Source organism: Tateyamaria omphalii, assembly GCF_001969365.1.
Lineage (GTDB): Bacteria > Pseudomonadota > Alphaproteobacteria > Rhodobacterales > Rhodobacteraceae > Tateyamaria > Tateyamaria omphalii_A.
Genome location: NZ_CP019312.1, coordinates 3,604,074 through 3,629,191, shown reverse-complemented (window position 1 = coordinate 3,629,191; position 25,118 = coordinate 3,604,074). Strand labels below are relative to the sequence as shown.

Annotated in this window: 23 protein-coding genes and 1 pseudogene; 8 read left to right on the top strand and 16 right to left on the bottom strand. The window is 63.9% G+C overall.

From position 1 onward, the window contains the following. Window positions 1-190: 190 nt before the first annotated feature. The 4 genes from BWR18_RS18180 to BWR18_RS18165 all read left to right on the top strand — a co-directional run bounded on the left by BWR18_RS18180 (window position 191) and on the right by BWR18_RS18165 (window position 3,140). On the top strand, window positions 191-1,198 hold the full coding sequence (locus tag BWR18_RS18180; protein ID WP_076629824.1) for an ABC transporter substrate-binding protein: 1,008 nt from the start codon (window positions 191-193) through the stop codon (window positions 1,196-1,198). A 73-nt stretch (window positions 1,199-1,271) separates the two neighbouring features. Next, the gene (locus BWR18_RS18175) at window positions 1,272-1,568 is read left to right on the top strand and encodes a DUF2628 domain-containing protein (protein WP_083957765.1); all 297 of its coding nucleotides are present in this window, start codon (window positions 1,272-1,274) and stop codon (window positions 1,566-1,568) included. A 31-nt stretch (window positions 1,569-1,599) separates the two neighbouring features. Next, window positions 1,600-2,382, top strand: coding sequence for an ABC transporter ATP-binding protein (locus BWR18_RS18170; protein WP_076629822.1), 783 nt, complete (start codon window positions 1,600-1,602; stop codon window positions 2,380-2,382). Then, window positions 2,379-3,140, top strand: a complete 762-nt coding sequence (locus BWR18_RS18165; RefSeq protein WP_076629821.1) for an ABC transporter permease — start codon at window positions 2,379-2,381, stop codon at window positions 3,138-3,140. Before BWR18_RS18170 ends, BWR18_RS18165 begins: the two co-directional genes overlap by 4 nt. Before the next feature lie 75 nt (window positions 3,141-3,215). Here BWR18_RS18165 and BWR18_RS18160 read toward each other — a convergent pair whose 3' ends face one another. The 3 genes from BWR18_RS18160 to puuE are packed head-to-tail and all read right to left on the bottom strand — an operon-like array spanning window position 3,216 to window position 5,918. Continuing rightward, window positions 3,216-3,704, bottom strand: a complete 489-nt coding sequence (locus BWR18_RS18160; RefSeq protein WP_076629820.1) for an ureidoglycolate lyase — start codon at window positions 3,702-3,704, stop codon at window positions 3,216-3,218. Next, window positions 3,691-4,500 (bottom strand): bifunctional allantoicase/(S)-ureidoglycine aminohydrolase, encoded by an 810-nt coding sequence (locus BWR18_RS18155; RefSeq protein WP_076629819.1) that lies wholly within the window; start codon window positions 4,498-4,500, stop codon window positions 3,691-3,693. Before BWR18_RS18155 ends, BWR18_RS18160 begins: the two co-directional genes overlap by 14 nt. Beyond that, window positions 4,497-5,918, bottom strand: a complete 1,422-nt coding sequence (puuE, locus tag BWR18_RS18150) for an allantoinase PuuE (RefSeq protein ID WP_076629818.1) — start codon at window positions 5,916-5,918, stop codon at window positions 4,497-4,499. The genes BWR18_RS18155 and puuE overlap by 4 nt, the downstream gene beginning before the upstream one ends. Before the next feature lie 62 nt (window positions 5,919-5,980). Here puuE and uraH point away from each other — a divergent pair, with 62 nt between their 5' ends. Next, a complete protein-coding gene (gene uraH, locus BWR18_RS18145) occupies window positions 5,981-6,340 on the top strand; it encodes a hydroxyisourate hydrolase (RefSeq protein WP_076629817.1) in 360 nt (119 codons plus the stop codon). A gap of 63 nt (window positions 6,341-6,403) precedes the next feature. Then, a complete protein-coding gene (locus BWR18_RS18140) occupies window positions 6,404-6,982 on the top strand; it encodes a DUF6434 domain-containing protein (RefSeq protein ID WP_076629816.1) in 579 nt (192 codons plus the stop codon). Window positions 6,983-7,180: 198 nt separating this feature from the next. Here the strand turns inward: BWR18_RS18140 and BWR18_RS18135 are convergent, their stop codons facing one another. The 7 genes from BWR18_RS18135 to BWR18_RS18105 all read right to left on the bottom strand — a co-directional run bounded on the left by BWR18_RS18135 (window position 7,181) and on the right by BWR18_RS18105 (window position 14,251). Next, the gene (locus BWR18_RS18135) at window positions 7,181-8,095 is read right to left on the bottom strand and encodes a metal ABC transporter permease (protein WP_076629815.1); all 915 of its coding nucleotides are present in this window, start codon (window positions 8,093-8,095) and stop codon (window positions 7,181-7,183) included. Beyond that, entirely contained in the window at window positions 8,092-9,294 is a 1,203-nt protein-coding gene (locus BWR18_RS18130; RefSeq protein ID WP_076629814.1) for a metal ABC transporter permease, read from the bottom strand. Before BWR18_RS18130 ends, BWR18_RS18135 begins: the two co-directional genes overlap by 4 nt. 3 nt (window positions 9,295-9,297) lie before the next feature. Then, complete coding sequence (locus tag BWR18_RS18125; RefSeq protein WP_076629813.1) at window positions 9,298-10,095, bottom strand: metal ABC transporter ATP-binding protein; 798 nt, start codon at window positions 10,093-10,095, stop codon at window positions 9,298-9,300. Then, window positions 10,092-11,066: a metal ABC transporter solute-binding protein, Zn/Mn family gene (locus tag BWR18_RS18120; RefSeq protein WP_076630414.1), complete on the bottom strand. Its 975-nt coding sequence runs from the start codon at window positions 11,064-11,066 to the stop codon at window positions 10,092-10,094. The genes BWR18_RS18125 and BWR18_RS18120 overlap by 4 nt, the downstream gene beginning before the upstream one ends. A gap of 82 nt (window positions 11,067-11,148) precedes the next feature. Further along, complete coding sequence (locus BWR18_RS18115) at window positions 11,149-12,093, bottom strand: sensor histidine kinase (protein ID WP_076629812.1); 945 nt, start codon at window positions 12,091-12,093, stop codon at window positions 11,149-11,151. Next, window positions 12,081-12,761 carry a response regulator transcription factor gene (locus BWR18_RS18110; RefSeq protein WP_076629811.1) on the bottom strand — a complete coding sequence of 227 codons (681 nt, stop codon included), beginning with the start codon at window positions 12,759-12,761 and terminating at the stop codon, window positions 12,081-12,083. Before BWR18_RS18110 ends, BWR18_RS18115 begins: the two co-directional genes overlap by 13 nt. Then, window positions 12,758-14,251 carry a DUF4153 domain-containing protein gene (locus tag BWR18_RS18105; protein ID WP_076629810.1) on the bottom strand — a complete coding sequence of 498 codons (1,494 nt, stop codon included), beginning with the start codon at window positions 14,249-14,251 and terminating at the stop codon, window positions 12,758-12,760. The genes BWR18_RS18110 and BWR18_RS18105 overlap by 4 nt, the downstream gene beginning before the upstream one ends. A 173-nt stretch (window positions 14,252-14,424) precedes the next feature. Here BWR18_RS18105 and deoC point away from each other — a divergent pair, with 173 nt between their 5' ends. Together deoC and BWR18_RS18095 are read left to right on the top strand one after the other, a co-directional pair. Beyond that, the gene (gene deoC, locus BWR18_RS18100; RefSeq protein ID WP_076629809.1) at window positions 14,425-15,423 is read left to right on the top strand and encodes a deoxyribose-phosphate aldolase; all 999 of its coding nucleotides are present in this window, start codon (window positions 14,425-14,427) and stop codon (window positions 15,421-15,423) included. Window positions 15,424-15,487: 64 nt separating this feature from the next. Next, window positions 15,488-17,829, top strand: a pseudogene (locus BWR18_RS18095) (aldehyde dehydrogenase family protein). 90 nt (window positions 17,830-17,919) lie between these two features. Here the strand turns inward: BWR18_RS18095 and BWR18_RS18090 are convergent. The 6 genes from BWR18_RS18090 to BWR18_RS18065 all read right to left on the bottom strand — a co-directional run bounded on the left by BWR18_RS18090 (window position 17,920) and on the right by BWR18_RS18065 (window position 25,079). Beyond that, a complete protein-coding gene (locus tag BWR18_RS18090) occupies window positions 17,920-19,239 on the bottom strand; it encodes a M16 family metallopeptidase (RefSeq protein ID WP_076629808.1) in 1,320 nt (439 codons plus the stop codon). Next, window positions 19,239-20,585, bottom strand: coding sequence for a M16 family metallopeptidase (locus BWR18_RS18085; protein ID WP_076629807.1), 1,347 nt, complete (start codon window positions 20,583-20,585; stop codon window positions 19,239-19,241). The genes BWR18_RS18090 and BWR18_RS18085 overlap by 1 nt, the downstream gene beginning before the upstream one ends. 95 nt (window positions 20,586-20,680) lie before the next feature. After that, window positions 20,681-21,202 carry a DUF3035 domain-containing protein gene (locus BWR18_RS18080; protein ID WP_076629806.1) on the bottom strand — a complete coding sequence of 174 codons (522 nt, stop codon included), beginning with the start codon at window positions 21,200-21,202 and terminating at the stop codon, window positions 20,681-20,683. A gap of 48 nt (window positions 21,203-21,250) precedes the next feature. Beyond that, window positions 21,251-21,727 (bottom strand): signal peptidase II, encoded by a 477-nt coding sequence (lspA, locus tag BWR18_RS18075; RefSeq protein WP_076629805.1) that lies wholly within the window; start codon window positions 21,725-21,727, stop codon window positions 21,251-21,253. 7 nt (window positions 21,728-21,734) lie between these two features. Continuing rightward, on the bottom strand, window positions 21,735-23,318 hold the full coding sequence (gene purH, locus BWR18_RS18070) for a bifunctional phosphoribosylaminoimidazolecarboxamide formyltransferase/IMP cyclohydrolase (protein WP_076629804.1): 1,584 nt from the start codon (window positions 23,316-23,318) through the stop codon (window positions 21,735-21,737). Between the two features lie 15 nt (window positions 23,319-23,333). After that, complete coding sequence (locus tag BWR18_RS18065) at window positions 23,334-25,079, bottom strand: heparinase II/III family protein (protein ID WP_076629803.1); 1,746 nt, start codon at window positions 25,077-25,079, stop codon at window positions 23,334-23,336. Window positions 25,080-25,118 lie beyond the last annotated feature (39 nt).

Here is a 25,118-nt window from a genome sequence, read left to right as displayed (position 1 = left end):
GCCTCCATCCGGGTTCCCCACCACAAGGGCATGAACCGCGCGCCCGCACAATGCACATCAAAAGCGTTTGCACATTTTTTCATCACACCGCACAGTCCGGGCGCAAAGAAAACGACGCGGCGGGGGGCCGCCCGTTCCGTCCCGGAACAGCACCCCCTAACGTCGCGCAGTCACCACCTGGGAGAAACCAATGCTCAAACGTACCCTCGCCGCCTTTGCCGCGACCGCCGCACTCGCGGGCGCCGCCATGGCCGAAACCGACGTGCCCTTTGCCCTCGACTGGAAATTCGAAGGGCCCGCCGCCCCCTATTTCGCCGCCATCGACAACGGCCATTTCGGGGCCGCCGATCTGAACGTGGAAATCTCCGCCGGCCAGGGCTCGCTCGACGCGATCCCAAAGGTCGCCTCGGGCGCGTTCCCCATGGGCTTTGCCGACATCAACAGCCTCGTGAAATTCCTCGACCAGAACCCCGGCGCGCCGGTCACGGCCGTCATGATGGTCTATGACAAACCGCCCTTCGCCGTGGTGGGCCGCAAATCACTGGGCGTGTCCGAGCCCAAGGACCTCGAAGGGCGCGTTCTGGGCGCCCCGCCCCCAGATGGCGCATGGGCCCAATTCCCGGCCTTCGCCACCGCCAACAGCCTCGACATGGACAAGATCACCGTCGAACCCGTGGGCTTCCCCACGCGCGAGCCGATGTTGGCCGAAGGCAACGTGGCCGCCGTCACCGGTTTCAGCTTTTCGTCCTTCCTCAACCTCGTGCGTCTGGGCGTGCCGGAGGAGGACATCTCGACCATCCTCATGGCCGACTATGGGCTTGAGCTTTATGGCAACGCCATCATCGTCAACACCGACTTCGCGAGCGCAAACCCCGAAATCGTGACCGGCTTCCTCACCGCCATCGCGGCAGGGTGGAAAGACGCCATCGCCGACCCCGAGGCCGCCATCGCCAGCCTGATCGACCGCAACCCGGCCGCCGACGCCGCCCTTGAACAGCGTCGCCTGCAATTGGCCATCGACGCGAATGTGCTGACGGATGCGGTGGAAGCAAACGGCATGGGCGCAGTGGATGCCGACCGCATGGCAACGGCGCTAGAGCAACTGGCCGAAACCTACGCGTTCCAGAACGCGCCCGACGCCAGCCTCTACTTCACCGACGCATACCTGCCCGCCGCAGATGCGCGGAAACTGCAATAGCGTCACTAGCCGGGGTTGTTCTTAAGGAACATTCCCGGCAATAGTCCACGTTAGAAAGTCAAATGTGCGGTGAGTGAAATTGGAAGAAAATAGACTGGCTGATAGAGTTGCAGCAGACAATGCTGAGATAGAATTGCTAGCAGAACAATTAAACGAAAGCACAGGTTTGTCATGGTTGTGGGCATTTCTTTTTGGTCCAATCTACTTTGCGGTGCATGCTTTCTACGCCCGAGCGTTAATCGTACTTGTTCTCAATTTTTTAATTGTTGGATTTTTGATCGCGCCGTTTCTTGCATATCCGGCGTGGAAAAAAAAAGCGGAGGAGAAGGCCGAAAAAATGATATTGCTAGATCGAGTACGGAGCAAATAAACAAAACTGATATTGATGCCGGAACGCTGGGATGAGCAATCTCATCGACATCAAGGGCGTGCGCCACGCCTACAAGACCCCCTCCGGCCCGCTGCCCGTGCTCGACGGGCTGGAACTCTCCGTGCCCGAAGGCGGGTTCGCCGCCGTCGTCGGCCCCTCCGGCTGCGGCAAATCCACCCTCACACGCCTCGTCGCGGGCCTGATGAAACCGGATGAGGGCGAGGTCTGGCTGCACGGCCAAAAGGTCACCGGCCCCAAATCCACCGTCGGCATGGCCTTCCAGAACCCCGTCCTGCTGGAATGGCGGACCATCCTGCAAAACGTCATGCTCCCCCTCGAAATCGTCAAAACCGGGATGAGCCGCAAGGCGAGCGAAGACCGCGCGCGCCACCTTCTGAACCTCGTGGGCCTCGACGGGTTCGAAGACAAACGCCCCTCGGAACTGTCTGGCGGCATGCGCCAACGCGCCTCGCTCTGCCGGTCCATCGTACACAAGCCCGAAGTTCTGATCCTCGACGAACCCTTTGGTGCGCTCGACGCCTTCACCCGCGAAGACCTCTGGCAGACCATGCACAAGGTCAAGGCAGAGGAGCCGTTCACCGGTGTCCTGATCACCCACGACCTGCGCGAGAGCATCTTCCTCGCCGACCAGGTCATCGTCCTGTCGGGCCGCCCTGCGCGCACTCAATACGTCATGGACGTGCACCTGCGCGGCGAACGCGACATCGAAATGCTCTACACCGCCGAATCCGCCGACGCGCTCAACACCCTGCGCCAGCAAATCCGCATCGCCCAAGGGCGGGACGCCGCATGACCCTGCGCCAGATCACCGTCCCCCTCGCCGCACTCATCCTGTTCGGCCTCTTCTGGGAATGGCTCGTCTGGGTCAACGGCTGGCCCAATTACAAGATGGCCTCGCCCAGCGACATCTGGCCCGCCTTCTGGAAATTCCGTGGGCTCTTCTTTGAATACGGCTGGGACACCCTGTGGCGCACCGTCGTGGGTTTGCTGCTGTCCGTCGTCTTCGGCACCTTCCTCGGCATGATCATGGGCCTTTCGCGCACCATGCGCGATGCGCTCTACCCCCTGCTGGTGGGCTTCAACGCCATCCCCAAGGCAACCGTGGTGCCCATCATCGCGCTGATGTTCGTGGGCCAGCACGACATGAACACGATCCTGATCGCCTTCCTGATCTCCTTCTTTCCCATCGCGGTCTCCGTCTCCATCGGCCTGTCCACGCTGGAGCCCGAGTACCGCGACATCCTCGCCTCCCTCGGCGCGTCGAAATTCACCATCTTCTGGAAAATCGCCCTGCCCAAAACCCTGCCCGAGTTCTTCGGCGCCCTGAAGGTCGCCGTCACCCTCGCCTTCATCGGCACCAACCTGATGGAAATCGTCGAACCCCACGGCCGCGGCCTCGGCCATCTCTTCGACAGCGGCAAGATCAGCGCGGATTACCCGCTGATGTTCGCCGTCCTGATCGCCTTGGCACTGATGGGCATCGTGCTCTACTACGTGGTGGTGGCACTTGAAAAGGTCTTCGCCGGCTGGGCAGAACGCAACCCCACCTAACCGGGGCCCTGTCTTCTCTGGTTCAAGAAAATCCTCCCCGAAGGGCCGGTGCGCCACACGTCGCGCGGTAAAACGTTACGCGCGCACCGTCCAAACCGGATCAAGTCGCACCTCTTCAAGATTCGCGCCATCACCGATGCGGTCAATCACTGCAAACAGGCCGGGATCATGCAGCGGCGTCAGCACCCCATGCCATGTCCCCCGGTGCAGGTTGATCGCCTGGCCCGGTGCCGACACAAAGGCAAGGGGCTGGCCCGGCGTGCCACCGTCATCAGGTGCCACCGTCACCAGAAACCCATGCTCCGACATCGGCACAAAGCATTGCGACCCGTCCGGATGCCGCTCCAGCAGATCCAGCGTGTAGGGCAGGCTGCGCGGCTCGGCCTTGAACAGACTGACGCCCGCACGCCCGTCACCAAAGTCCAGCCGCGCCCGGTCGTGATAGCGCCCGCATAGCCCCGCATTGATCATCTTGTCCGGCGCGCCCGCGCAGTCCAGCACATCGCCGAACGGCGCAAACGCCTCCGCCGTCAGCGGCTGCGCTGTGATCTCAAAGCGGGACATGCCGGTTCACATCCTTGTAAAGCAGATAGCGAAACGGCCCGTCCCCCGTCGCGATACAGGCCTGCGGGCAGAAGGCGCGCAACCACATGAAATCGCCCGGCCCCACGCTCACCCAATCGCGGTTCAGCAGATACTCCGCCGTCCCCTCCAGCACATAAAGCCCGTGTTCCATCACATGCGTCTCGGCAAAGGGGATGCGCCCGCCGGGCTGAAAATTCACGATGTTCACATGGCAGTCATAGCGCAGGTCCAGCGGGTCCAGAAACCGCTGCGTCGCCCACAGGTTGCCGCAATCCGGCATCGGCGCGGCAGGCACATCCAGTTCGTGCGTCACCACCGCATCCGGCAGGCTCAGGCCCAGCCCCGGCACGAACTTCTTGCGCACCCAGTGCACACCGCAGGGCGCCTCCGACCGGTTCCACAACGTCCACCGCGCGCCCGGCGGGATATAGGCAAAGCTGCCCGCGCGCAGCTCGTGCAGATCAGCGCCCAAAGTCAGATGCGCCGTGCCATGGGCGACAAACAGCACTGCCTGCGCATCCACATCCGGCTCCGGATCGTTGCTGCCCCCCTCGGGGGTCAACTCGATGGCATATTGCGCAAAGGTTTCCGCAAACCCGCTCATGGGCCGGGCCAATATCCACGCCCGCGTCCCGTCCCAGCCGGGCAGGAACGAGGTCACGATATCCCGCTGCACAGACGCAGGAATGACGGCATAGCTTTCGGTGAACACCGCCGTGCTTTCGGGATGCTCGTTCTGGCTGGGCAACCCGCCGGGGGGAAAGGCGTAACTCATTCCATCGCCTCCAGCCGCAACCGCGCGATACGTTCCACCTGACGGCACGCCTCTGCCATCTCGGTCGCGCTGTCATGGCCGACGCGCCGCTCGAACGCGCGCAGGATGCCCGCCTTGTCGTGATCCTTCACCGCGATGATGAACGGAAATCCGTGCTTGGCCGTATAGTCCGCATTCAACCGCTCGAACGCCGCCCGCTCGTCATCGGTCAGCGCGTCCAATCCCGCGCTCGCCTGCTCTTCCGTACTCTCCACCGTCAACCGCCTGGCCGCCGCCAGCTTGCCCGCCAGATCCGGGTGCGCCCTCAAGACACCCAGCCGCGCCTCTTCGGAGGCCGCGCGAAACACCCGACACAAGGCGCTATGCAGGCCCAAAGCCGTATCATGCGCAGGCCCCAACTCCAGCGCCCACGCCCCTTCCGCAATCCACGGCGAATGCTCGAACACACCGCCAAACCGCTCCACAAACGCCTCACGGCCCAGCACATGCCAGCCGCGCGCCGCCACCGGCGGATGGGCCGCGGCCCAATGCGCCGCAATATCCTGCCGCCGCGCGCACCAAACGCCCTCGAACCCCTGCACATATTCCACAAACCGCTTCAACGCCTGCACCCGACCGGGCCGTCCGATCAACCGACAGTGCAGGCCCACCGACATCATCGCAGGGCGTCCCGCCGCCCCCTCGGCATAAAGCGCATCGAACGTGTCACGCAGATGTGCAAAGAACTGGTCGCCCGCATTGAACCCCTGCGGCGTGGCAAAGCGCATGTCGTTGCAATCAAGGGTATAGGGGATGATCAACTGGTCCCGGTCCCCGATGCGCGCCCAATAGGGCAGGTCGTCATCATAGGTGTCGCTGATCCAGTCCATCCCCCGCTCGGACGCAAGCCGCACGGTGTTCACGGAACACCGCCCCGTATACCACCCACGCGGCGCCTCCCCCGTCACCTCCCGGTGCAGGGCGATGGCCGCATCCATATCGGCCGCCTCATCCGCCGCCGCATGGTCCTTGTAATCAATCCATTTCAAACCGTGGGACGCGATCTCCCACCCGGCGCCCTGCATTGCCTCAACCTGCGCAGGCGACCGGGCGAGGGCCGTTGCCACGCCGTAAACCGTAACCGGGACATGCGCCTCGGTAAACAACCGGTGCAACCGCCAGAACCCGGCACGCGCCCCATAGTCGTAGATGCTTTCCATGTTCCAATGCCGCTGGCCGGGCCAGGGTGCTGCCCCGACAATCTCGGACAGAAACGCCTCTGACGCTGCATCGCCATGCAGCAGGCAATTCTCACCCCCCTCTTCATAATTCAACACGAAGGACAGGGCGATACGCGCCCCACCGGGCCAGGCCGCATCGGGCCGACAGGCCCCATGGCCATGAAAATCGCGCGGATACCGCGGTGGCAACTCGGCCATGGACTTCCCCAGACAATCAAGGTGAGATGCCGACAATCTGCGACCAAACAAGGCGATATGCAATGGCAGCCGGATACCTCACCACCCATGTCCTCGACACCGCACGCGGGGTGCCCGCACCGGGGATCAGGATCGCGCTCTACCGGGTCAGCGGCAACAGCCACAAAAAAATCGCCGAGGCCGAAACCAACGCCGATGGCCGCACCGACAGCCCGATCCTGCCCCAGGGCAAGATGAAACAAGGCCAATACGAGCTGATCTTCTTCTGCGGCGATTACATCGACCAGCACGGGCTCAACGGGGACGCGGTCAAATTCCTCGACCAGATCCCGATCCGCTTCGGCATCACGGATGCCGAGGCACATTACCACGTGCCCCTGCTCCTGTCGCCCTACGGCTACTCGACCTATCGCGGCAGTTGACGCCGTACGCCCCGGACTTACCTGCCCGGAATGACACAAATACGCCCACCCGTTGACCCGACCATGACCGCCACGGAGTTCGACCGCTGGTACTGGCCGGTCGACGCGCTCAAGGCGTTCTGCGAGGCTCTCGACATCCCCGCGACGGGCACCAAGGCGACCCTACGGGATCGTGTGGCCGCGGCCCTGTCTGGCGCGCCGCTCCCCAAGGCGCCGAAACGCAGCGGCACCAGCACGTTCAACTGGGCCAAGGCCGACCTGACCCCCGACACGGTTATCACCGACACCGTGTCCTTCGGCCCGAATGTCCGGGGGTACTTCAAATCACGTATCGGCCCCAAATTCTCCTGCCACGGCGACTTCATGGACTGGATGCGCAGCAATACGGGCGCCACGCTGGCCGACGCCGAACAGGCATGGCACATGCTCGAGGCGCGCAAGGACGACCCGACCTTCCGGCGCGAGATCGCGACCTGCAACAACTACCTGCAATACCTGCGCGACGCCCGCGATGCGCACCCGGACCTCACCTTGGAACAGGCCAAAGCCTGTTGGGACGCGAAAAAGATCCAACCCGCCCCGGGCGGCTACGTCCGTTTCGAAACCGTCGACCTCACAGCCCTCAGCCGCGAAAACAGCTAAAACGGCGGATGAGCCCGCGCGTTAACTTCTCACTCACCTTTGGCACCGGACGGTCCGTTAACCACTGCGTTTCCGCCAAATCGTGTGCCGCGCGGTGCACAGGGTGTGCACAGATCGTGTACGGGGTGTGCATCGGCCCAAAGCCAGTAAAACAAGGGGTTAACGCGGGGATCAGTGACGTTGCGGCAGACCAGCCCGTTAACCGTTGCGCGTACGGTGGGGTCCCGCCACCGCGGCGAGGGCCAAAATGATCCCCGACACCGTCGCGATCATCCCCGCCGCACTGACCGACGCAGACGCCCCGATCCACAACGGTCCATAGCCTGCCAGCACATATCCCAGCACCGCCGCCAGTGCCGCAAACAGCACCGACCACGCCACCTGATGGCCCAGCCGGTTGGTCATCATCCGCGCTGCCGCAGGCGGGCAGATGAACATCGCAATCACGATGATCGACCCCACCGCATCAAAGGCGGCAACAGCGGCAATCGCCGACATGATGACCAGCGCCAGACCCAGCGCCCCGGTGCGAATGCCCAGGCCGCGTGCGAACCCCTCGTCAAATGTGGACAGCGCCAAGGGGCGCCAAAACAGACATAAAAACAAAGCGATAACAACCAGTGCCAGCGCCATCCGCGGCAGCTCCACCGGCAATCCAGCCAGCGCAACAGGATCGAAAAGGGACGCCCAGCCGACCGCATCCAACCAGATCAGACTCTCCAGATTTCCATACAGCGCATGCTCCACATCCAGATGCACGTTCGACGTATCCGACTGCTCCAACAGCAGCACGCCCCCGGCAAACATGGCGGTAAAAATGACCCCCATCGCCGCCCCGGATTCAATGCGCCCCAGTCGCCGCACAGCCTCAATCGCGACCACGGCAATCACCGCCGCACCCGCCGCGCCCAGCAGCATGGGCCCCGTCGCGACAAGCCCCGTCAGCAGAAAGGCCACAACGATGCCCGGCAGCACCACATGGCTGATCGCATCCCCGATCAGCGCCTGCCCCCGGAGCAGCAAAAAGTTCCCCGGCAACGCGCACGCGACCGCCACCAGCACCCCGATCAAAATGGGGGGGAAGGACAGCGCGACAAACTCCGCCCCCATCACACAAGCCCTCTCGGAGCGGTAATTTTCCCATCAACTTCAAGCAGTTGATCCCGGGTCAAAACAGTCTCAATCGGGGTCAAACCGTCATACCGTGTCGCCGCCAGCGCATAGGCCTGATCCCCCCGCACAATCGCCCACCGCGTCTCGTCCAGCAGCGCCTTCGAGGCCGCCGCCTGCCCCTCAGACGTGGGCACTCCGTCCGGCAGGATAAGCCCCGACCGGGCCAACAGGCGCCGCGTCAGCGCCTCGTAAATGGGTTGCCCCTGCGCCAGCGCCAGCAGCCCTTGCCGCACATGCACCCGGCGCTGATACCGCAGATGCGTCAGCACCGATGCCAGGACCCCCCGTCGGGGTGAAAAGAGCAAAGAAAACAGAAAGATGCCAAAGCCCACCAACACGACAATCGGCCCCGTGGGCAGTGCGGGCGCCGTGGCTGACACAGCCGCGCCGACATAGCCCGACAGCCCGCCCACACCGCCGGCAATGATCACCACATGATCCGCCCGCTCTGTCCAGAACCGCGCCGTCACCGCCGGGATGATCAGCAGCGCCACGATCAGGATCAGCCCGACGACCTTCAGCCCTACAACCGTGACCACCAACACGATCCCCATCATCGCCAGATCTATGCGCGGCAACGACCAACCCGTCGCCTCGGCATAACCGGGGTCAAACGCCGCCAGCGCCAGCGGACGCCGCAAGATCATCACAAGTGCCAGGACGGCCGCAGCCGAGACGGCCAGCAGGATCGCATCGCCCCTCAGCATCCCGGCGGTCGATCCCAAAAGGAACCCCTCCAACCCCGCCTGACGGCCCGCATTCATGGTCTGGATCACGGTCAGCATGACGACGCCGAACCCGAAAAACACCGATAAAACAGCGCCTATGGCCGCGTCTTCGCCCAGCCGGGTCCGGCGTGACAGCCACTGCACGCATAGCAGGCCAAGCGCAGCAGACACACCCGCGCCCAGCAGCAAACCAAACAGCGAACGCCCCTCACCTCCCATCGCCACCATGACGACAAAGGCAAGGCCAACCCCCGGCAATGTGGCATGGGAAATCGCGTCACTGACCAGCGCGCGCTTGCGCAAAAACAGGAAGGTGCCCGCCACACCGGACGCAATGCCCAGCAGGCCCGCACCAAGTGCAACCAGCGTCGCGTTGTAGCCCAGCTGCAACAGCAGCGCATCGGCCAGCATCGTCTAGCCCGCCACGCTTTCCGGGTCCGCCCGTGCCGTGGTCAGACGACCGCCATAGGCGGCTTGCAGATTGTCTTCGGTAAAGGCCTGTGCAACCGGCCCGGCGGCGACGACCTGCGTGTTCAGCAGCACGACATCGTCAAAGTAATCCGGCACGGTTGCCAGGTCGTGATGCACGGCCAAAACCGTCTTGCCCGCATCGCGAAGCCCTTGAAGAACCGCGATAATCGCCTTTTCCGTAGCGGCATCGACACCCGCAAACGGTTCGTCCAGCACGTAGATATCGGCCTCTTGCGCCAACGCCCGCGCGAGGAACACCCGCTGCTGCTGACCACCGGACAATTGCCCGATCTGACGATGGGCAAAATCCGCCATCCCGACCCGGTCAAGGCAGTCACGGGCCAGCGCCCTGTGCGCTCCACGGACCCGGCCAAGCAGACCAAGCTGCCGGTACATCCCCATCATCACAACGTCGATCACGCGCACCGGGAAATCCCAGTCCACGCTGGCGCGCTGCGGCACGTAGGCGATCCGCGCGCGCATGTCTGCCATCGTACCGCCAAAGACAGTCACCGATCCCGCCAGCGGCGTGATCACCCCGAGCGCGGCCTTGAGCAAGGTGGACTTGCCCGCGCCATTCGGCCCGACGATGGCGGTCATTGCGCCCGCACGCAGGGTCATATCAACCGAAAAGATCGCGGGCGTCTGACCGTAGGACACGGTCATGCCGCGCACGGCCAGCGGGCTTGCCGCGCGCACGGCCTGATCGGTATCGCGGTCGGTGACGAGCGCCAGGTTCATGCCGCGGCCTTCAACTTGCCAAGACGCCCGCCCGCAGGCGCATCCACGCCCAGCGCGCGCGCGATGGTGGTCACGTTGTGGTCAATCATACCCAGCCATGTTCCTTCATAGGTGCCGTCCGGGCCCATCGCGTCGCTGAAGAGCGACCCGCCAATGCGCACCTCGTGCCCTTGCGATGCCGCCCCTTCGACAAGCGCGCGGATGTTGCGGTCGGACACCGAGGTTTCGACAAATACAGCAGGCAATTGACGCTCAACAAGGAAATCGACCAGCGTGCGGATGCGGTTCAATCCAGCCTCACTTTCAGTCGAAATGCCCTGAATACCCATCACCTCGAACCCGTAGGCCGTGCCGAAATAGCCAAAGGCATCATGCGCGGTCAGCAGCACCCGACGCTCAGCCGGGACGTTCGTGAGCAGGTCACGCGCATAAACAGACAGGGCCTGCGCCTCTTCCTGGAACCCGGCGCCATTTGCCTCGAAACCCGCGCGCGCGTCAGGGCGCAGGTCAGCCAACGCGTCAATCACAGCGGGCACGCATTGCACCCACAGGTCGGGATCCATCCAGATGTGGGGATCAAAACGGCCCTCGTAATCCTCATGCGCGATCAACAGGTCTGGGTTTACGGTTTCTGCAATGGCATGGACCGGTTGCTTGCGCCCAAGGTCGAGCAGAAAATCCTCCATCTGCGCCTCAAGATACAGGCCATGCCACATGACTGCATCGGCGCGGGTCATCGCCACAATGTCGCTGCGCGTCTGACGGTAGGCATGCGGGTCCACGCCAGCGCCCATGAGGCCCCTCACCGTCACCGCGTCACCACCGATGAACCGCACCAGATCGGCGATCATACCCGTGGTGGACACAATGTTGAGCGGAGAGGATGCAGCATAGGCAGGTGCGGCGACCAAAGCACCAAGACCAGCCAGAACGGCGCGACGAGACGGGGCAAATGCGGTTGTCTGTGTCATGAGATTGAATATGAGAACCATTCGCAAGAAGTCAATGGAATGAGAATGACTCGCAATAACATTTTCGCAGATATCCCCGCGATCAGCCCATTGTGATCAGAAATCGGGCACCGGGGCCGGATTCAGCCAGTTCGATCTGCCCGCCCCGCGCCTGCACCAGACTGCGCACAATGCTCAAACCCATGCCGGTGCCACCTTGTTCCCGTCGCGTTGTGAAAAACGGATCAAAGATGCGGTCACGGTTGCCCGCGCTGATGCCAGAGCCGTTGTCAGCGACCTCAAGCGTGCCGTCGACCAGTGTCAGCGTCAGTTCCGTGGCCCCGTGCGCGGCGGCATTCCCCGCAAGTTGGACCAGAACCGTCCGCAGATCATCGGCGCTCAGCCGCAGAGGTCCGTCGGCGCGCACGCGCACCTGCAAGGGCACGTTCATAGCGCCCGCCACATCGGACAGACGCGATTGGCCCGGCCCGGACGACGTGGCCGCTTGCGCATGGCGCGTCAGATCATCCAACAGGGTCTGCATTCTGGCTGACGCGCCGGTGATTGTCGCGCTCAACGCCTTCGCATCTTCGGCACTCACACCGCTTTCCAGCAGTTCGGCAGCACCGCGGATTGCCGTCAGCGGCGATTTCAACTCATGCGTGACGTGGTTGGCATAGGCCTGCACCGTGTCCGCGCGGCTTTGCAGGCTGTTGCTCATCCCCATGACGCTGGCGGCAAGGCCGGTGAATTCGGGCGTGCCGAAATGCGCGGGTGCCTGGGGCCGCGCGCCCGACCGCACCGCTTGTGCGTACCGGTCCAGCATCCAGACCGGCCGCAGCACCAGCCGCCAGAGCAGAAAGGCCAGAGCGGCTGTCGCCACCACGGCAATGCCTATGACCAAGGCCGCAACCTCCCCCCATCCCAGCACGTTGCCAAACAGGCGCAGGTTCACGATGCCGATAAGGGGCAATGCCAGCACCGCAGCGAGCGTCCCACCCAGTACAAAGGCGAGCGGCGGGCGCCATTTCCTGACTATCCCGCGCATGGCCCCATCCGAATGCCGACACCGTGCACCGTCTCAATCGCGTCCGCACAGCCCGCCGCCGCCAGCTTGGCCCGCAGATTGCGCAGGTGGCTGTCCAGCGTGCGATCATTGATCTGCCCCCCGCCATAGACGGCATCAACCAGCGCGGGCCGCGCCGCGACGTGATCGGGGCGCGCCATCAGATGGGCCAGAATCTCCATCTCGCGCGCGGTCAGGGTCAGCGGCACCCCCGCCACCTCGCACAGATGCCGCGCGGGATCGAGGCGCAGAATACCCCGTGCCAAACCGGGCCGCGCCACAGGACGCGCCCGCTTCAGGATTGCACCGATCCGCGCCACCAGTTCGCGCGGGGAAAACGGCTTGGTCACGTAATCATCGCCCCCCAACTCAAACCCCAGAACGCGGTCAATCTCGTCCTGTCGCGCCGTGAGGAACAGGACGGGCGTGTCGTCACTCTGCCGCAATGCGCGGCACAGGGCGAGGCCATCCATTTCCGGCAATCCGATGTCCAGAACGATCAGGTCATAGCGGCCCGTGCGGGCCTTGGCCAAACCCTCAGCGCCGTCGCCCGCCTCGTCCACCGCATGGCCCACCTGCTGAAGGGCGACGCGCAGGACAGACCGGATATGCGGGTCATCGTCGATCACCAGCAGGTGCGTCTGCGTCATGGAACGGCGGGCTCGATCGTCATGGCGTGCAGGCTATTGCGGGTGCGCCAGTTGCGAAAGCCCCATTCGCGCCAGCCCGCGGGCTCGAACAGCTTCGGCGCATCGTAGTAGGGGACGCAAACCGCGCGCCAGTTCGACCCGTGGGTGGCCGTGAGGGCAGGAATGGCATCCTCCGACAGACCGCAAAGCAGGGCGAAATCCGGGCGCTCCTGCGTCTGCAGATTGTGCGCCGCCACCCGCGCGTCAAAGCTGTAAAACGCGCAGGCATACAGCACGGCAGCGCCCAACGCTCCGCTGCGCAGCATCATCCAGCTGGCCGATTTGTTGCGCCAGATTTGCCAGACCACCAGACCCAGCCCAACCGCAACAAGCCACATCCAGATATACGCGGCCACGCGCAGCCGGGTGAGGCCAAAGGCATCCACATAAAGGTCCAGCCGCCACAGCGACGCGACCACAAGAGCGACGGTTTGCGCCAGCCACAGCAGCATCAACCAGCGCAGCACGGGCCGACCGGCCAGAAAGGGTTGCGCGAGGACGGCAAACAGACCGGCCAGCAAGGCCGTCACCAAAAGCGGATAGGCCCCGCGATGGGCATAGGTCGCCGGGCTGATGCCATCGGGCAGGGCAGCGTCGCCATACAGGAACAGGATATCCATGCCTGTCTGGACCGCGAAAAGCATGTTGAAGGCCACAAGGGACCGCGCCACGGACCCGGCATTGACAAGGCCGGGACGGCGCACCGTGATTTTCTCTGGCTTCCGGGCGCGCAAGCGTTCCCGCATCTTGGACGTGACAAGGGCGGGCCAGATCAGCGCCGACAGGCACAGCCAGAACCACACACGCCCCCAACCGGGACCGGACCAGTCAAGGGACAGCACCTCTTGAACCCACCTGTCCAAAATCGGATTGGCCGCCAGGATGAGACACGTGAACAGCAATGTCGCCCCCGCAGGGACCGCCCAGGCCAGCGCCACGCTGCGCAGATCAGAGCGGGCAAGGCTCACGTCACCGACGCGGCGCGCGGCGCGCGCACCGTCCGACAGGCCTTGCACCGGCGCGACCCACCACAAGCGGGCAGCACCGCGCAAGACATCGGCCCGCGACACACCCGCAAGGACCGCCATGCAGACCGAACTCCCCGCCAGGGCGATGATGACGGACAAAGGCTGCACCAACTCGACCAGCGGCAGCAGGCTGAGAACACCGCCCGCGGCAACGGCACATCGGGTTCGGACCGACAAGCGTGGCCAGGCCAGGCCCAGCCCCGCCAGCAGAACGACACCCGCAAACACGGCCACGTTGATCCCCGGTGCGACACCCCAGACCAGAACATCCCCCAACGCGATCAGGGCGAGCAAAAGCAGTGCCTTGCCGCCGTCCCGCCTGCGCGCGCGATTGCGCTGCGCCACAGGATCAACGGGATCGTCCAACCACCACCCGTCTTGCTGCATCTTGACCGGCACACCCGGTATCACATTGGCCTGCATCGCTCTGTCCCTTTTCTCTGCTCTGCTTAGCGACCAATCTGGCAGGCGCACGTGCATATCATCCGGCGCATTCGTGCAGGGTTTGTGCAGACCCGTTTCACCCCCTGACGGTTGCCAAACCGTGCGGCGCATGCCACTTCGAAGGTTAGTCTCTGTCCGCGAGGATCCCGAACATGCAGACCACGACCACCGCCGCCACGACGACCAAAACGCAATTGCCGCAGGTCACCGAACCGCGCAATCCGGGCACCAAGCTTGATCTGGATTGGGTCGCGCGGGTGCAGGCCAACACCTCCGCCATCGAACGGCGCTGTGCGACCCTGCCGGGGCGCCGGTCGATCAAGAAGGATCACCAGGCGGCGTGGCTGCTCAAGGCGATCAGCTGTATCGACCTGACCACGCTGTCGGGCGACGACACCGAACGACGAGTCCACCGGCTCTGTGCCAAAGCGCGTCAACCGGTCCGGGCCGAGATGCTCGAAGCACTTGGCATGCCCGGCCTGACGACGGGGGCTGTCTGCGTGTATCACGAGATGATCCCCGCCGCCGTCTCCGCCCTTGAGGGCACCGGCATTCCCGTCGCCGCCGTCTCCACCGGCTTTCCGGCGGGCCTGTCCCCGTTCCATCTGCGCATCCAGGAAATCCGCGAAAGCGTCGCGGCAGGCGCCGAAGAGATCGACATCGTCATCTCGCGTCGCCACGTGCTCAGCGGCGACTGGCAAGCGCTCTATGACGAGATGGCGGAAAAGCGCGAGGCCTGCGGCGAGGCGCATATCAAAGCGATCCTCGCCACCGGCGAGCTGGGCAGCCTGCGCAACGTGGCCCGCGCGTCGCTGGTTTGCATGATGGCGGGTGCGGATTTCATCAAAACGTCAACGGGCAAGGAAAGCGTCAACGCCACGCTGCCCGTCACGCTGGTGATGATCCGCGCGATCCGCGACTATTTTGAACACACCGGCTACAGGGTCGGTTACAAGCCTGCAGGCGGGATTTCCAAGGCCAAGGATGCGCTGGTCTACCTGTCGCTGATCAAAGAGGAACTGGGGGACCGCTGGCTGCAACCGGACCTGTTCCGCTTTGGCGCGTCGTCGCTTTTGGGTGACATCGAACGTCAGTTGGAACACCACCTGACCGGCGCCTATTCCGCCGGATACCGCCACGCCATCGGCTGAGGTTACCCACGGGTAACTCACTGATAAAAAACATTAAAATATGGTTAACAAGAGGGCGAAGCCAATGACCGTCAAAGAGATCTTCGAAACCATGGACTACGGCCCCGCCCCGAAGCTGCCGGAGATGCGCTGGCCTGGATCGTCGACCAGGGCGCACGGTTCGGCCACTTCATCAACGGGCAGTTTACCGACCACACGGATGGCTTCGACAGCAAGAACCCCGCCACGGGCGAGGTGCTGGCCACCTTGTCCCAAGCAACGCGTGCAGACGTCGATGCGGCGGTCAAAGCCGCCCGCGCCGCCCAGCCCAAATGGGCGAAATCCGGCGGCCACGCCCGCGCCCGCGTCCTCTATGCCCTTGCCCGGCTTCTGCAGAAGCACAGCCGCCTCTTTGCCGTGCTCGAAACGCTCGACAACGGCAAGCCCATCCGCGAAAGCCGCGACATCGACGTGCCGCTGGCCCAACGCCACTTCTACTACCACGCCGGCATGGCGCAGCTCATGGACGCCGAACTGCCCGACCGTGAGGCATTGGGTGTGTGCGGCCAGATCATCCCATGGAACTTCCCGCTGCTGATGCTGGCATGGAAAATCGCCCCGGCGCTGGCCATGGGCAACACCGTGGTGCTGAAGCCCGCGGAATACACGTCGCTCACCGCCCTTCTGTTTGCCGACATCTGTCGTCAGGCAGGCGTGCCCAAGGGCGTCGTGAACATCGTCACAGGCGATGGTGCCGTGGGCGAAATGATCGTGAACGCGGACGTGGACAAGATTGCCTTCACCGGCTCCACCGCCGTGGGTCGTCGCATCCGCGAAGCGACGGCGGGCACGGGCAAGGCGCTGACGCTCGAACTGGGCGGCAAATCACCTTACATCGTCTTCGACGATGCCGATCTGGACTCGGCGGTCGAGGGTCTGGTCGACGCCATCTGGTTCAACCAGGGGCAGGTCTGCTGTGCAGGCTCGCGGCTGCTTGTCCACGAACCCGTGGCCGACAGCTTCTATGCCAAGCTGCGCGCGCGCATGGACAAGCTGCGCATCGGTGATCCGCTCGACAAATCCATCGACGTCGGCGCAGTGGTCGATCCCGTCCAACTCGACACGATCACCAAACTGGTCAGCGACAACACGGCAGGCGACACCTACCAGGCGCAAACCGCTCTGCCCGCACAAGGCTGCTACTACCCCCCGACCCTCATCACCGGCCTCAACACCGCCGACCCGCTGATGCAGGAAGAAATCTTCGGCCCCGTCCTCGTCTCGACCACCTTCCGCACCCCGGCAGAGGCGGTCGAGCTTGCCAACAACACCCGCTACGGGCTGGCGGCGACGCTCTGGACCGAGAACGTGAACCTTGCTCTCGACGTCGCACCAAAGCTGGCGGCAGGGGTCGTCTGGGTCAACGCCACGAACCTATTCGATGCCGCAGCCGGGTTCGGCGGGGTGCGCGAAAGCGGGTTCGGTCGCGAAGGCGGCTGGGAAGGGCTGCAAGCCTACACGAGGCCCAAGGGGACGGCCAAGGCGCTGAAACCCATCCCCGCTTACACGGGTGACGACACACCAACCGACCCGCTGGACCGTACGGCAAAACTTTACATCGGCGGCAAACAAGCCCGCCCCGACAGCGGATATTCCCGCAATGTCTATGGCAAGAGCGGCACCCTTTTGGGCCAAACCAGCCTCGCCAACCGCAAGGACGTGCGCAACGCGGTCGAAGCCGCGGCGGCGGCGACAGGATGGGCCAAGACCACTGGCCACCTGCGGGCACAGATCCTCTACTACATCGCCGAAAACCTCGCAGCGCGGGCGGACGAGTTCGCAAACCGCCTCGACGCGCTCCAGGGCGGACGCACAGGCGACAAAGAGGTCGAGACGACACTCCAGCGCCTCTTTACCTATGCCGCCTGGGCCGACAAATTCGACGGCGCGGTCAAGGGCGTGCCCATCCGCGGTGTTGCACTTGCCATGAACGAACCCACAGGCATCATCGCCGGGCTCTGCCCTGACGAGGCACCGCTCCTGGGCCTCGTCTCCGTCATGGCGCCCGCCATCGCAATGGGCAACCGGGTGGTCCTGGCGGCCTCGCAGCCCTTCCCACTGGCCGCGACGGATTTCTACCAGATACTCGAAACCTCCGACGTGCCCGCCGGGGTCGTGAATATCCTCACGGGCGACCACAAGGACCTCGCACCACATATGGCGAAACACCTCAACGTGGACGCGGTCTGGTCCTTCTCAGGCAGCGATTTCTCGGCCAGCATCGAACGCGAGGCCGCAGGCAACCTCAAACGGACCTGGGTCAATCACGGCAAGGCGCGCGACTGGATGGGAGCGGAGGGCGAGGGCAAGGCCTTCCTGCAAGCCGCAACCGAAACGAAAACCATCTGGGTCCCCTACGGCGAATAACCCTTCTTCTGGCCAAAAATACTTTCGGGGGAGCGCGAGGGGGCAGACAGCCCCCTCGTCAGAAAAAATAGATCACGCGTGCGCACGCACTCAATTGGCGACAGTGCTTTCCAAGCCTTCCGGCTGCCCCACCACGACAAAGTGCAGCCCCTCAGGATCCAGCAATTCACCGGCCACGCGACGCACATCGTCCATGGTCACCGCCTCGACCTTCGCGTTGCGGGTGGCGATGTAGTCGATGGGCAGGCCCAGCATCTGCATCCCCACCATGATGCGCGCAATCTGTGCGTTTCCGTCAAAGCGCAGCGGGTAGGCGCCGGTGACATATCGCTTCGCCGCCTCCAGTTCCTCTTCGGTCACGCCTTCGGCTGCGGCGCGGGCCCACTCGTCACGAATGACGGAAACAGCCTCTGCAACAGTCTCATTGGATGACGCGACCTGCCCCTGAAGGGTGGCAGCATGATCCATCGGCACAAGGAAGGAATAGACCCCGTAGGTCAGACCGCGCTTTTCGCGCACCTCTGTCATCAGACGGCTTTCAAACCCACCGGCACCGATCACCTGGTTCAACACACGGGCCGCAAAGAAATCCGGATCGTCCTGCTCGATGCCCGCCTGGCCGAAAATGGCAACGGACTGGGGCGTGTCAAAGGGCACGACAGTCGTGCCACCGTCGATCAGGATCTCTGCCGGGCCCGGTTGCGGCGCACCTTCATCCGGCAAGGCGCCCAGAAGCTCATCCAGCAGCGGCCCCAACTCCTCAGGCGTGATGTCACCGACAGCACCCACATACAGGCGATCTTTGGCGAAAACGGCCGCGTGGGCATCCAGCATATCTTCGCGGGTCAACGCCTCGACACTCTCGATCGTCCCGCGGTAGTTCGTGGCATAGGGGTGATCACCGTAAGCCATCTTGTTAAAGGCCGCCCGCGCAATCTCGTCCGGGTCGGTGCTGTCCGACCGCAACCCGGTCAGCACCTGGCCGCGCACGCGGTCCAAGGCGACCTGATCGAATGTCGGCTCAAGGATGGACATGCGCAACAGCTCCACGGCGTCATCGCGGTTTTCGGTCAGAAAACGGGCCGACACAGCCAGGGAATCGTCGCTCACATCATAGTCAAACGACGCCGCAAGCGCTTCCAACTCGCGGGCAAACCCGCGTGCATCCAGATCGGCGGCCCCTTCCTCGAGCAAGCCGGACATCAGGTTGATGGCCCCACGCTTGCCGGGCGCATCCAGCGACGCGCCCCCGCGAAAGCGCAACTCAAGCGCCATGAAGGGGATCGACGGTTCCTCGACCAGCCAGGCGGTGATGCCGCCGGGGCTGGTGACTTCGGTAATCTCCACCTCGGCCCGGGCGGGCAGGCTGGCAAAAAGGGCAATGGTCAGGGCGGCAATCACGCGCAGCATCAGTTCACCTCCTCGGTCAGCGGGCGGGTCAGCCAGCCGGTGACAGAGGCGTTGCGGTCCAGAACCATGCGCGCCGCCTCCATGATATCCTCTTCGGTCACGGCTTGCAGGATGTCCGGCCACGCCTGCACATCTTCCACAGTCAGGCCCACGGACAGGGCGGCACCATATCGCCGCGCGATACCGTCGACATTGTCCCGCGCATAGATCTGGCTGGCGCGGTATTGATACTTGATGCGCTCAAGCAGTTCGGCGTCCACCCCGTCCTGCAAAAACTGCGCCAGCGTCTCGTCCATGGCAGCCTCGGCCTCTTCGAGGCTGACACCGGGCACAGGCACGATCACGACGTCAAAGGTCGTGTCATCGAGCGACGTGCCCCGATAGAACGCGCCAGAGAACACGGCCTTCTGCTGTTCGAACTGCAACTTCTCGGTCATATAGCTCGTCTGCCCGCCGCCCAGCACCTCGGCCAGCAGGGTCAGGGCTGCCGCGGTTTCCTGATCGCCAGGGTCACGCTCGGGCGCCAGATAGGACCGGCTGACATATTCCTGCGCCACCCGCGCGTCGCGGAACACCAGGCGGCGTTCGACATTCTGCGGCGGCTCTTCAACCCGGTCGCGTTCAGCAACGTCCGGGTTTTCGGGAATGACGCCATAATACGTCCCGGCCAGCGCACGGACCTCGTCCGGGGTCACATCACCCGAAACGACAAGGATCGCATTGTTGGGGTGGTAATGCGCATCATAGAAGCCGCGCAGATCCTCCATGCTCAACTCCTCCATCTCGTGCCGCCACCCGATAATCGGAATGCCGTAGCGATGGTTTATGTACTGCGCCGCATTCATCTGCTCGGACAGCAAGGCACGCGGATTGCTGTCGGTGCGCTGGCTGCGCTCTTCCAGGATCACACCGCGTTCGGCGCGCACGTTTTCGTCGGTAAAGTTGATGTTGCGCATCCGGTCGGCTTCCATGCGCATCATCAGCTCCAGCCGGTCCGCCGCCACGCGCTGGAAATACGCCGTGTAATCGTAGCTGGTGAATGCGTTGTCGCGCCCGCCATTCGCCGCAACGGTCGCGGAAAACTCGCCCTCGGCCATTGTGTCGGTCGCCTTGAACATCAGGTGCTCAAGGAAATGCGCCACGCCGGACGCGCCAGCGGGCTCGTCAGCCGAACCTGCCTTGTACCAGATCATATGCTGCAACACCGGTGCGCGGTGATCCTCGACCACCACAACCTGCATCCCGTTGTCGAGCGTGAAACTGGTCACCGCCTCGTCCGCTGCCTGTAGGGCGAGCGGTGATACGGTCAGGGCAAGACCGGCAAGTGCGGCACGCAATCGGGACATGGAACGATAACCTCGGGCAATTTTCATTACGCAAGACATACGGCCACCGCACCGCGGATCAAGCACAACTGGCAGTTTTGTGAGCGGCGCGGCGCTTAGCGGCGCCCGCGGCGTACATTGCGCGGTGGCGCCAAGGGGGTCGGTATCCCGGCCCGCTGAAACTGTCGTGCGGTCTGCACCGGGTCGAGCGCCTGACGGCGATACGCCTGATTGTAGATATCCTCGCGCACGATGCGGATCTGCGTCAGGCGCGACTGGCGACGGCGAAACTCTTCGTCAGCCGCGGCCAAAGTGGCACGGATACTGGCATCCCGGCCAAATCGGCTGGCATGATTGACCAGCGCGCCGTCCGAACCGGGCACGGCCGCGTTGGGCGACGACCGCTGCCCCCCCAGCGCCGCCACGCTGTCTTCCAGCGGGCGCTGATCGGTGCGGTTGAACCCGCCGGGCGTCGGTTGCGGCAAGGCCGCAAAGCTCTCGGGCTGTTCCAGCGGCTTGGCAGGCACCACAATAAACTCGTCCGGCCCGTCGCCCCGCGACGTGATCTGGCGCAGGCCCTGGTTCTCGCACGCGGCAAGAAAGGTCACAGCAATCATGGCACATGCGATCAGACGCATCCGAAATCTCCCTTGTTGGCTTGCATTATCGCAGCTTCGCCCCCCATGTCACGCGCCCTTTTTGCGCGCCCTGCCGTCCTGTCCAAAGAAGACAAGACCGATGGCACCGGCAAAGATAAAGATATCCGCCACGTTGAAAACAAAGGGATTGTTGATCCCGCAGCACGACATGTTCAAAAAATCCAGCACAAAACCATAGAGCAAGCGGTCAAACACGTTGGCCAGCGCCCCACCGATCAGCAACCCCGCACTGGCATAGGCCAACCGCCCCTGCGGGTGCCGCCACACCCACCACAGCACACCGATGCAAATCACCAGCGCCACCGCGATCAGCGCCCAAACGCTCACCCCGTCGCCGAACAGGCCAAAGTTGATGCCCCTGTTCTCACCATAACGGAAATTCAAAAGCGGTGGAAAAACATCAATGGGATTGAATTGCGACACACCCAGCACGTGGATCACCCAGTACTTCGACGCCTGGTCAAGCACAAAGGCGATAGCCGCAGAGATCCAGAGAAGTTTCATTCAGCGCTTAATGCCGGAAATGTCGCATGCCCGTAAAGACCATGGCAAGCCCGGCCTCGTCGGCGGCGGCAATCACCTCATTGTCGCGCATGGACCCGCCGGGCTGAATGACGGCCGTTGCCCCCGCCTCGGCTGCCGCCAGCAGGCCGTCGGCAAAGGGGAAAAACGCATCCGACGCCACAACCGATCCTTTGGCGGTCGTCTCGGACAGACCCAGATCCTCCGCCATCCGGCCCGCCTTGGTCGCGGCAATGGTCGAACTGTCCAGGCGGCTCATCTGCCCCGCGCCCACACCCACGGTCGCACCATCCTTGACGTAAATGATCGCGTTGGACTTCACATGCTTGGCCACGGTCCAGGCAAAGAGCATATCGCTCATCTCCTGCTCCGACGGCTGGCGCTTTGTCACGACCTTAAGGTCATCACGGGCAATCCGGCCGACATCCTTGTCCTGCACCAGAAACCCGCCCGACACCTGTTTCACCGCCAGACCGTCCGCTGACGCATCCGCCAGACCGTCCGTGGTGAGCAGCCTCAGGTTCTTCTTCTCTTTGAAAATACGGACAGCACCATCGCTGGCCCCGGGCGCAATGACCACTTCGGTAAAGATCCCGGTGATTTCGCGCGCCGTGTCCTCGTCCAATTCGTGGTTCAGCGCGATGATCCCACCAAAGGCCGATGTGCGGTCACAATCGAATGCACGGGAATACGCCTCTTTCAACGTGGCCCCGGTCGCGACACCGCAGGGGTTGGCGTGCTTGATGATGGCGCAGGCCGGTCCTTGCCCCGCAAACTCGCTGACCAACTCGAACGCCGCGTCGGTGTCGTTGATGTTGTTATAGGACAGCGCCTTGCCCTGATGCTGCGTCGCCGTCGCCACACCGGGCCGCGCGGACCCGTCGGTGTAAAAAGCAGCCGCCTGATGCGGGTTCTCGCCATAGCGCAGCGTCTGCGCCAACTGCCCGCCGAAGGTGCGGCGGCGCGGCGTGTCACTGACCTGCGCGGCCATCCACGTGCTGACGGCGGTGTCATAGGCGGCGGTGCGGGCATAGGCTGTCTGGGCCAGCCGTTGACGCAAGGCATAGGTGGTCTGCCCGCCATGCGCGCCCATCTCGGCCAACACAACGTCGTAGTCCTCGACATCCACCACGATATTCACGAACCCATGGTTCTTTGCCGCCGACCGGATCATGGCCGGCCCGCCGATGTCGATATTCTCGATCACCTCGGCATAGTCCGCGCCCTTGGCGACGGTTTCCTCGAACGGATACAGGTTCACCACGACCAGGTCGATAGCACCGATCCCATGCTCCTCCATCGACGCCACGTGATCGTCATTGTCGCGCAGCGCCAGCAGACCGCCATGGACCACAGGGTGCAGCGTCTTGACCCGACCATCCATCATCTCGGGAAAGCCGGTGACGTCGCTCACATCTGTCACGTCCAGCCCGGCCTCGCGCAGCGCCCGCGCCGTGCCGCCCGTGCTCAGCAACGCGACCCCGTGACCCGCCAAAGCTGTCGCGAAATCGACCAGCCCGGTCTTGTCGGAAACGGAAATCAGCGCGCGGCGGACGGGGTAGAGCTCGGTCATAGGGGCAGCAATCCTTCAGTCATAGACCTCGCCCGGCTCATCCCGATTGAGGTCGCGGATGCCCATGGCAGTTTCCTGCGCCTTGGACAAGGACCAGCGCACGCGGGTGGCGAAAGTCATCGCACGCCCCGACAGCACGATCTGCTGGCTCGCGCGGGGTTTCAGGCGCCCCTTCTCCAGGTACACGCTTGGCTCAAGCGACAGGTTTTGCGTCCCGTCATGGCGAAACACCCAGATCTCTCCACTTTTCAGCGCCATCGACACGGCAGAACCGCCCATGTCCAACTCGGCATTGACCTCCGGGTGCAGGTGAAACCGGATGTCAAAAGGGATACCGGCCAGTTTCTTGGTGTCCATCACCTTGTCAAACAAGCGCTTTTCTGTGTCTTCCAGCGCCAGCAACATGTCCTCGCCCGCCATGCCGCGCCCGTCGAACGTCAGCTCAAGCTGCCGCGCGTGGGTCAGGCCATGGGTGCGGACGTAGCCGTTGTGCCCACCCTGAAACCGCAGGCCGTCAGGGGCATGATTGATCTCGATCGGCACGTGCGTGGGGGCGTCGATCAGCGTCTCACGTGCCGTTGCGCGGTCGGCATCGCCAAGGCGCGCGCTTGAATAGCCATCGACCGTCAGCGCCGAATGCGACGGTGTGGCGCGGCCCGCACGGCGCCAGTCGGCCCCGAAACTCGCGCCCGAGCCGCAATTCACGATCAGCGGACGGCGGCCCGATGTAACTTCGAACGCCAGGGTCGAGGCATGGGCGTTGTAGCCCGCCTCTGGCTTCGGCGGGATCGAGGCGTCGATGACGATGCTCGTGCGCCCCGAACTCAGCCGCGCATAGCCCATCGACAGCCCGTCCGGCTGCCGCGTCTTGACCTCGCACGCGGCCAGCGCGTGATCCAGCCACCCCTCCTGCCCGCGCCCGCCGCCGTGAAACCGGGCCAGGCCGCCATCGGAATGGCGCAAGGTGCGCAAGGTCGGCGCGATACGCGCGATGGCCGCGGTATGCGCCTCCGGCACCGGCTTCTCCGCCTCCTCCAGCGCCGCCGCGGCCCATGTGAGCAGGGTAAAGACGTCCAGCAGCTCTTCGGGGTTGCGCGTCGGCAATCCGCCCTGCCGGTCAATCTGGTCCTCGCATTCCCTGGCCAAAGCAGCCACAGCAGGCGGGGCAAGATCCTCCATCCCCTCCAGCGACGCCCCGGCATAGATCAGGCCGGTCAGCGCCTCGAACCGGGGCAGGCCGGGGGCGGCTGCGTGCCAGCGCTTTGACAGGAACCGGGTCTGCTGCGCAAGGCTCCGGTAAAACGCGTCAGAGGCGGACGCCTCCTGCCCGCGCAACATGAAAATCGCGTGGTTGATCCAGCGGATCAGCCGCCGACCGGTCAGATCCGGCGTCCAGCCGGGGCCACCGCCACGGCCATACCGCTTGATCCAGGTCCACAGCCACTCCTGTGCCAGCGCGCGGGTCGACGCATCACCGACAGCGGCCAGATCATCCAGCCAGGCAAAGCCATGGATTTCGTTCAGATAGGCACGGTCGGGCGCATCGACCTGCCAGATGGGCGTGTCCTTCGCCTCGATCAGCGCACCGGCGAACAGGTAATTCCCGGCCACAAGCTGCCGCCCCTTGGCAAAGCTGCCGATGGTCCGCGGCTCGGGCGAGGAGACAAAGGCCGTAACGGCCTTGGCCTGTGTTGCACGGCGCGCGTGCCAACGGTTCAGGAACCGTGCTTTTCGTGCGGTGAACCCAGCAAGGGTGGACATGCTCTCTGCCTCGACGCGTCTACGGCGCTTTGCGCAGCA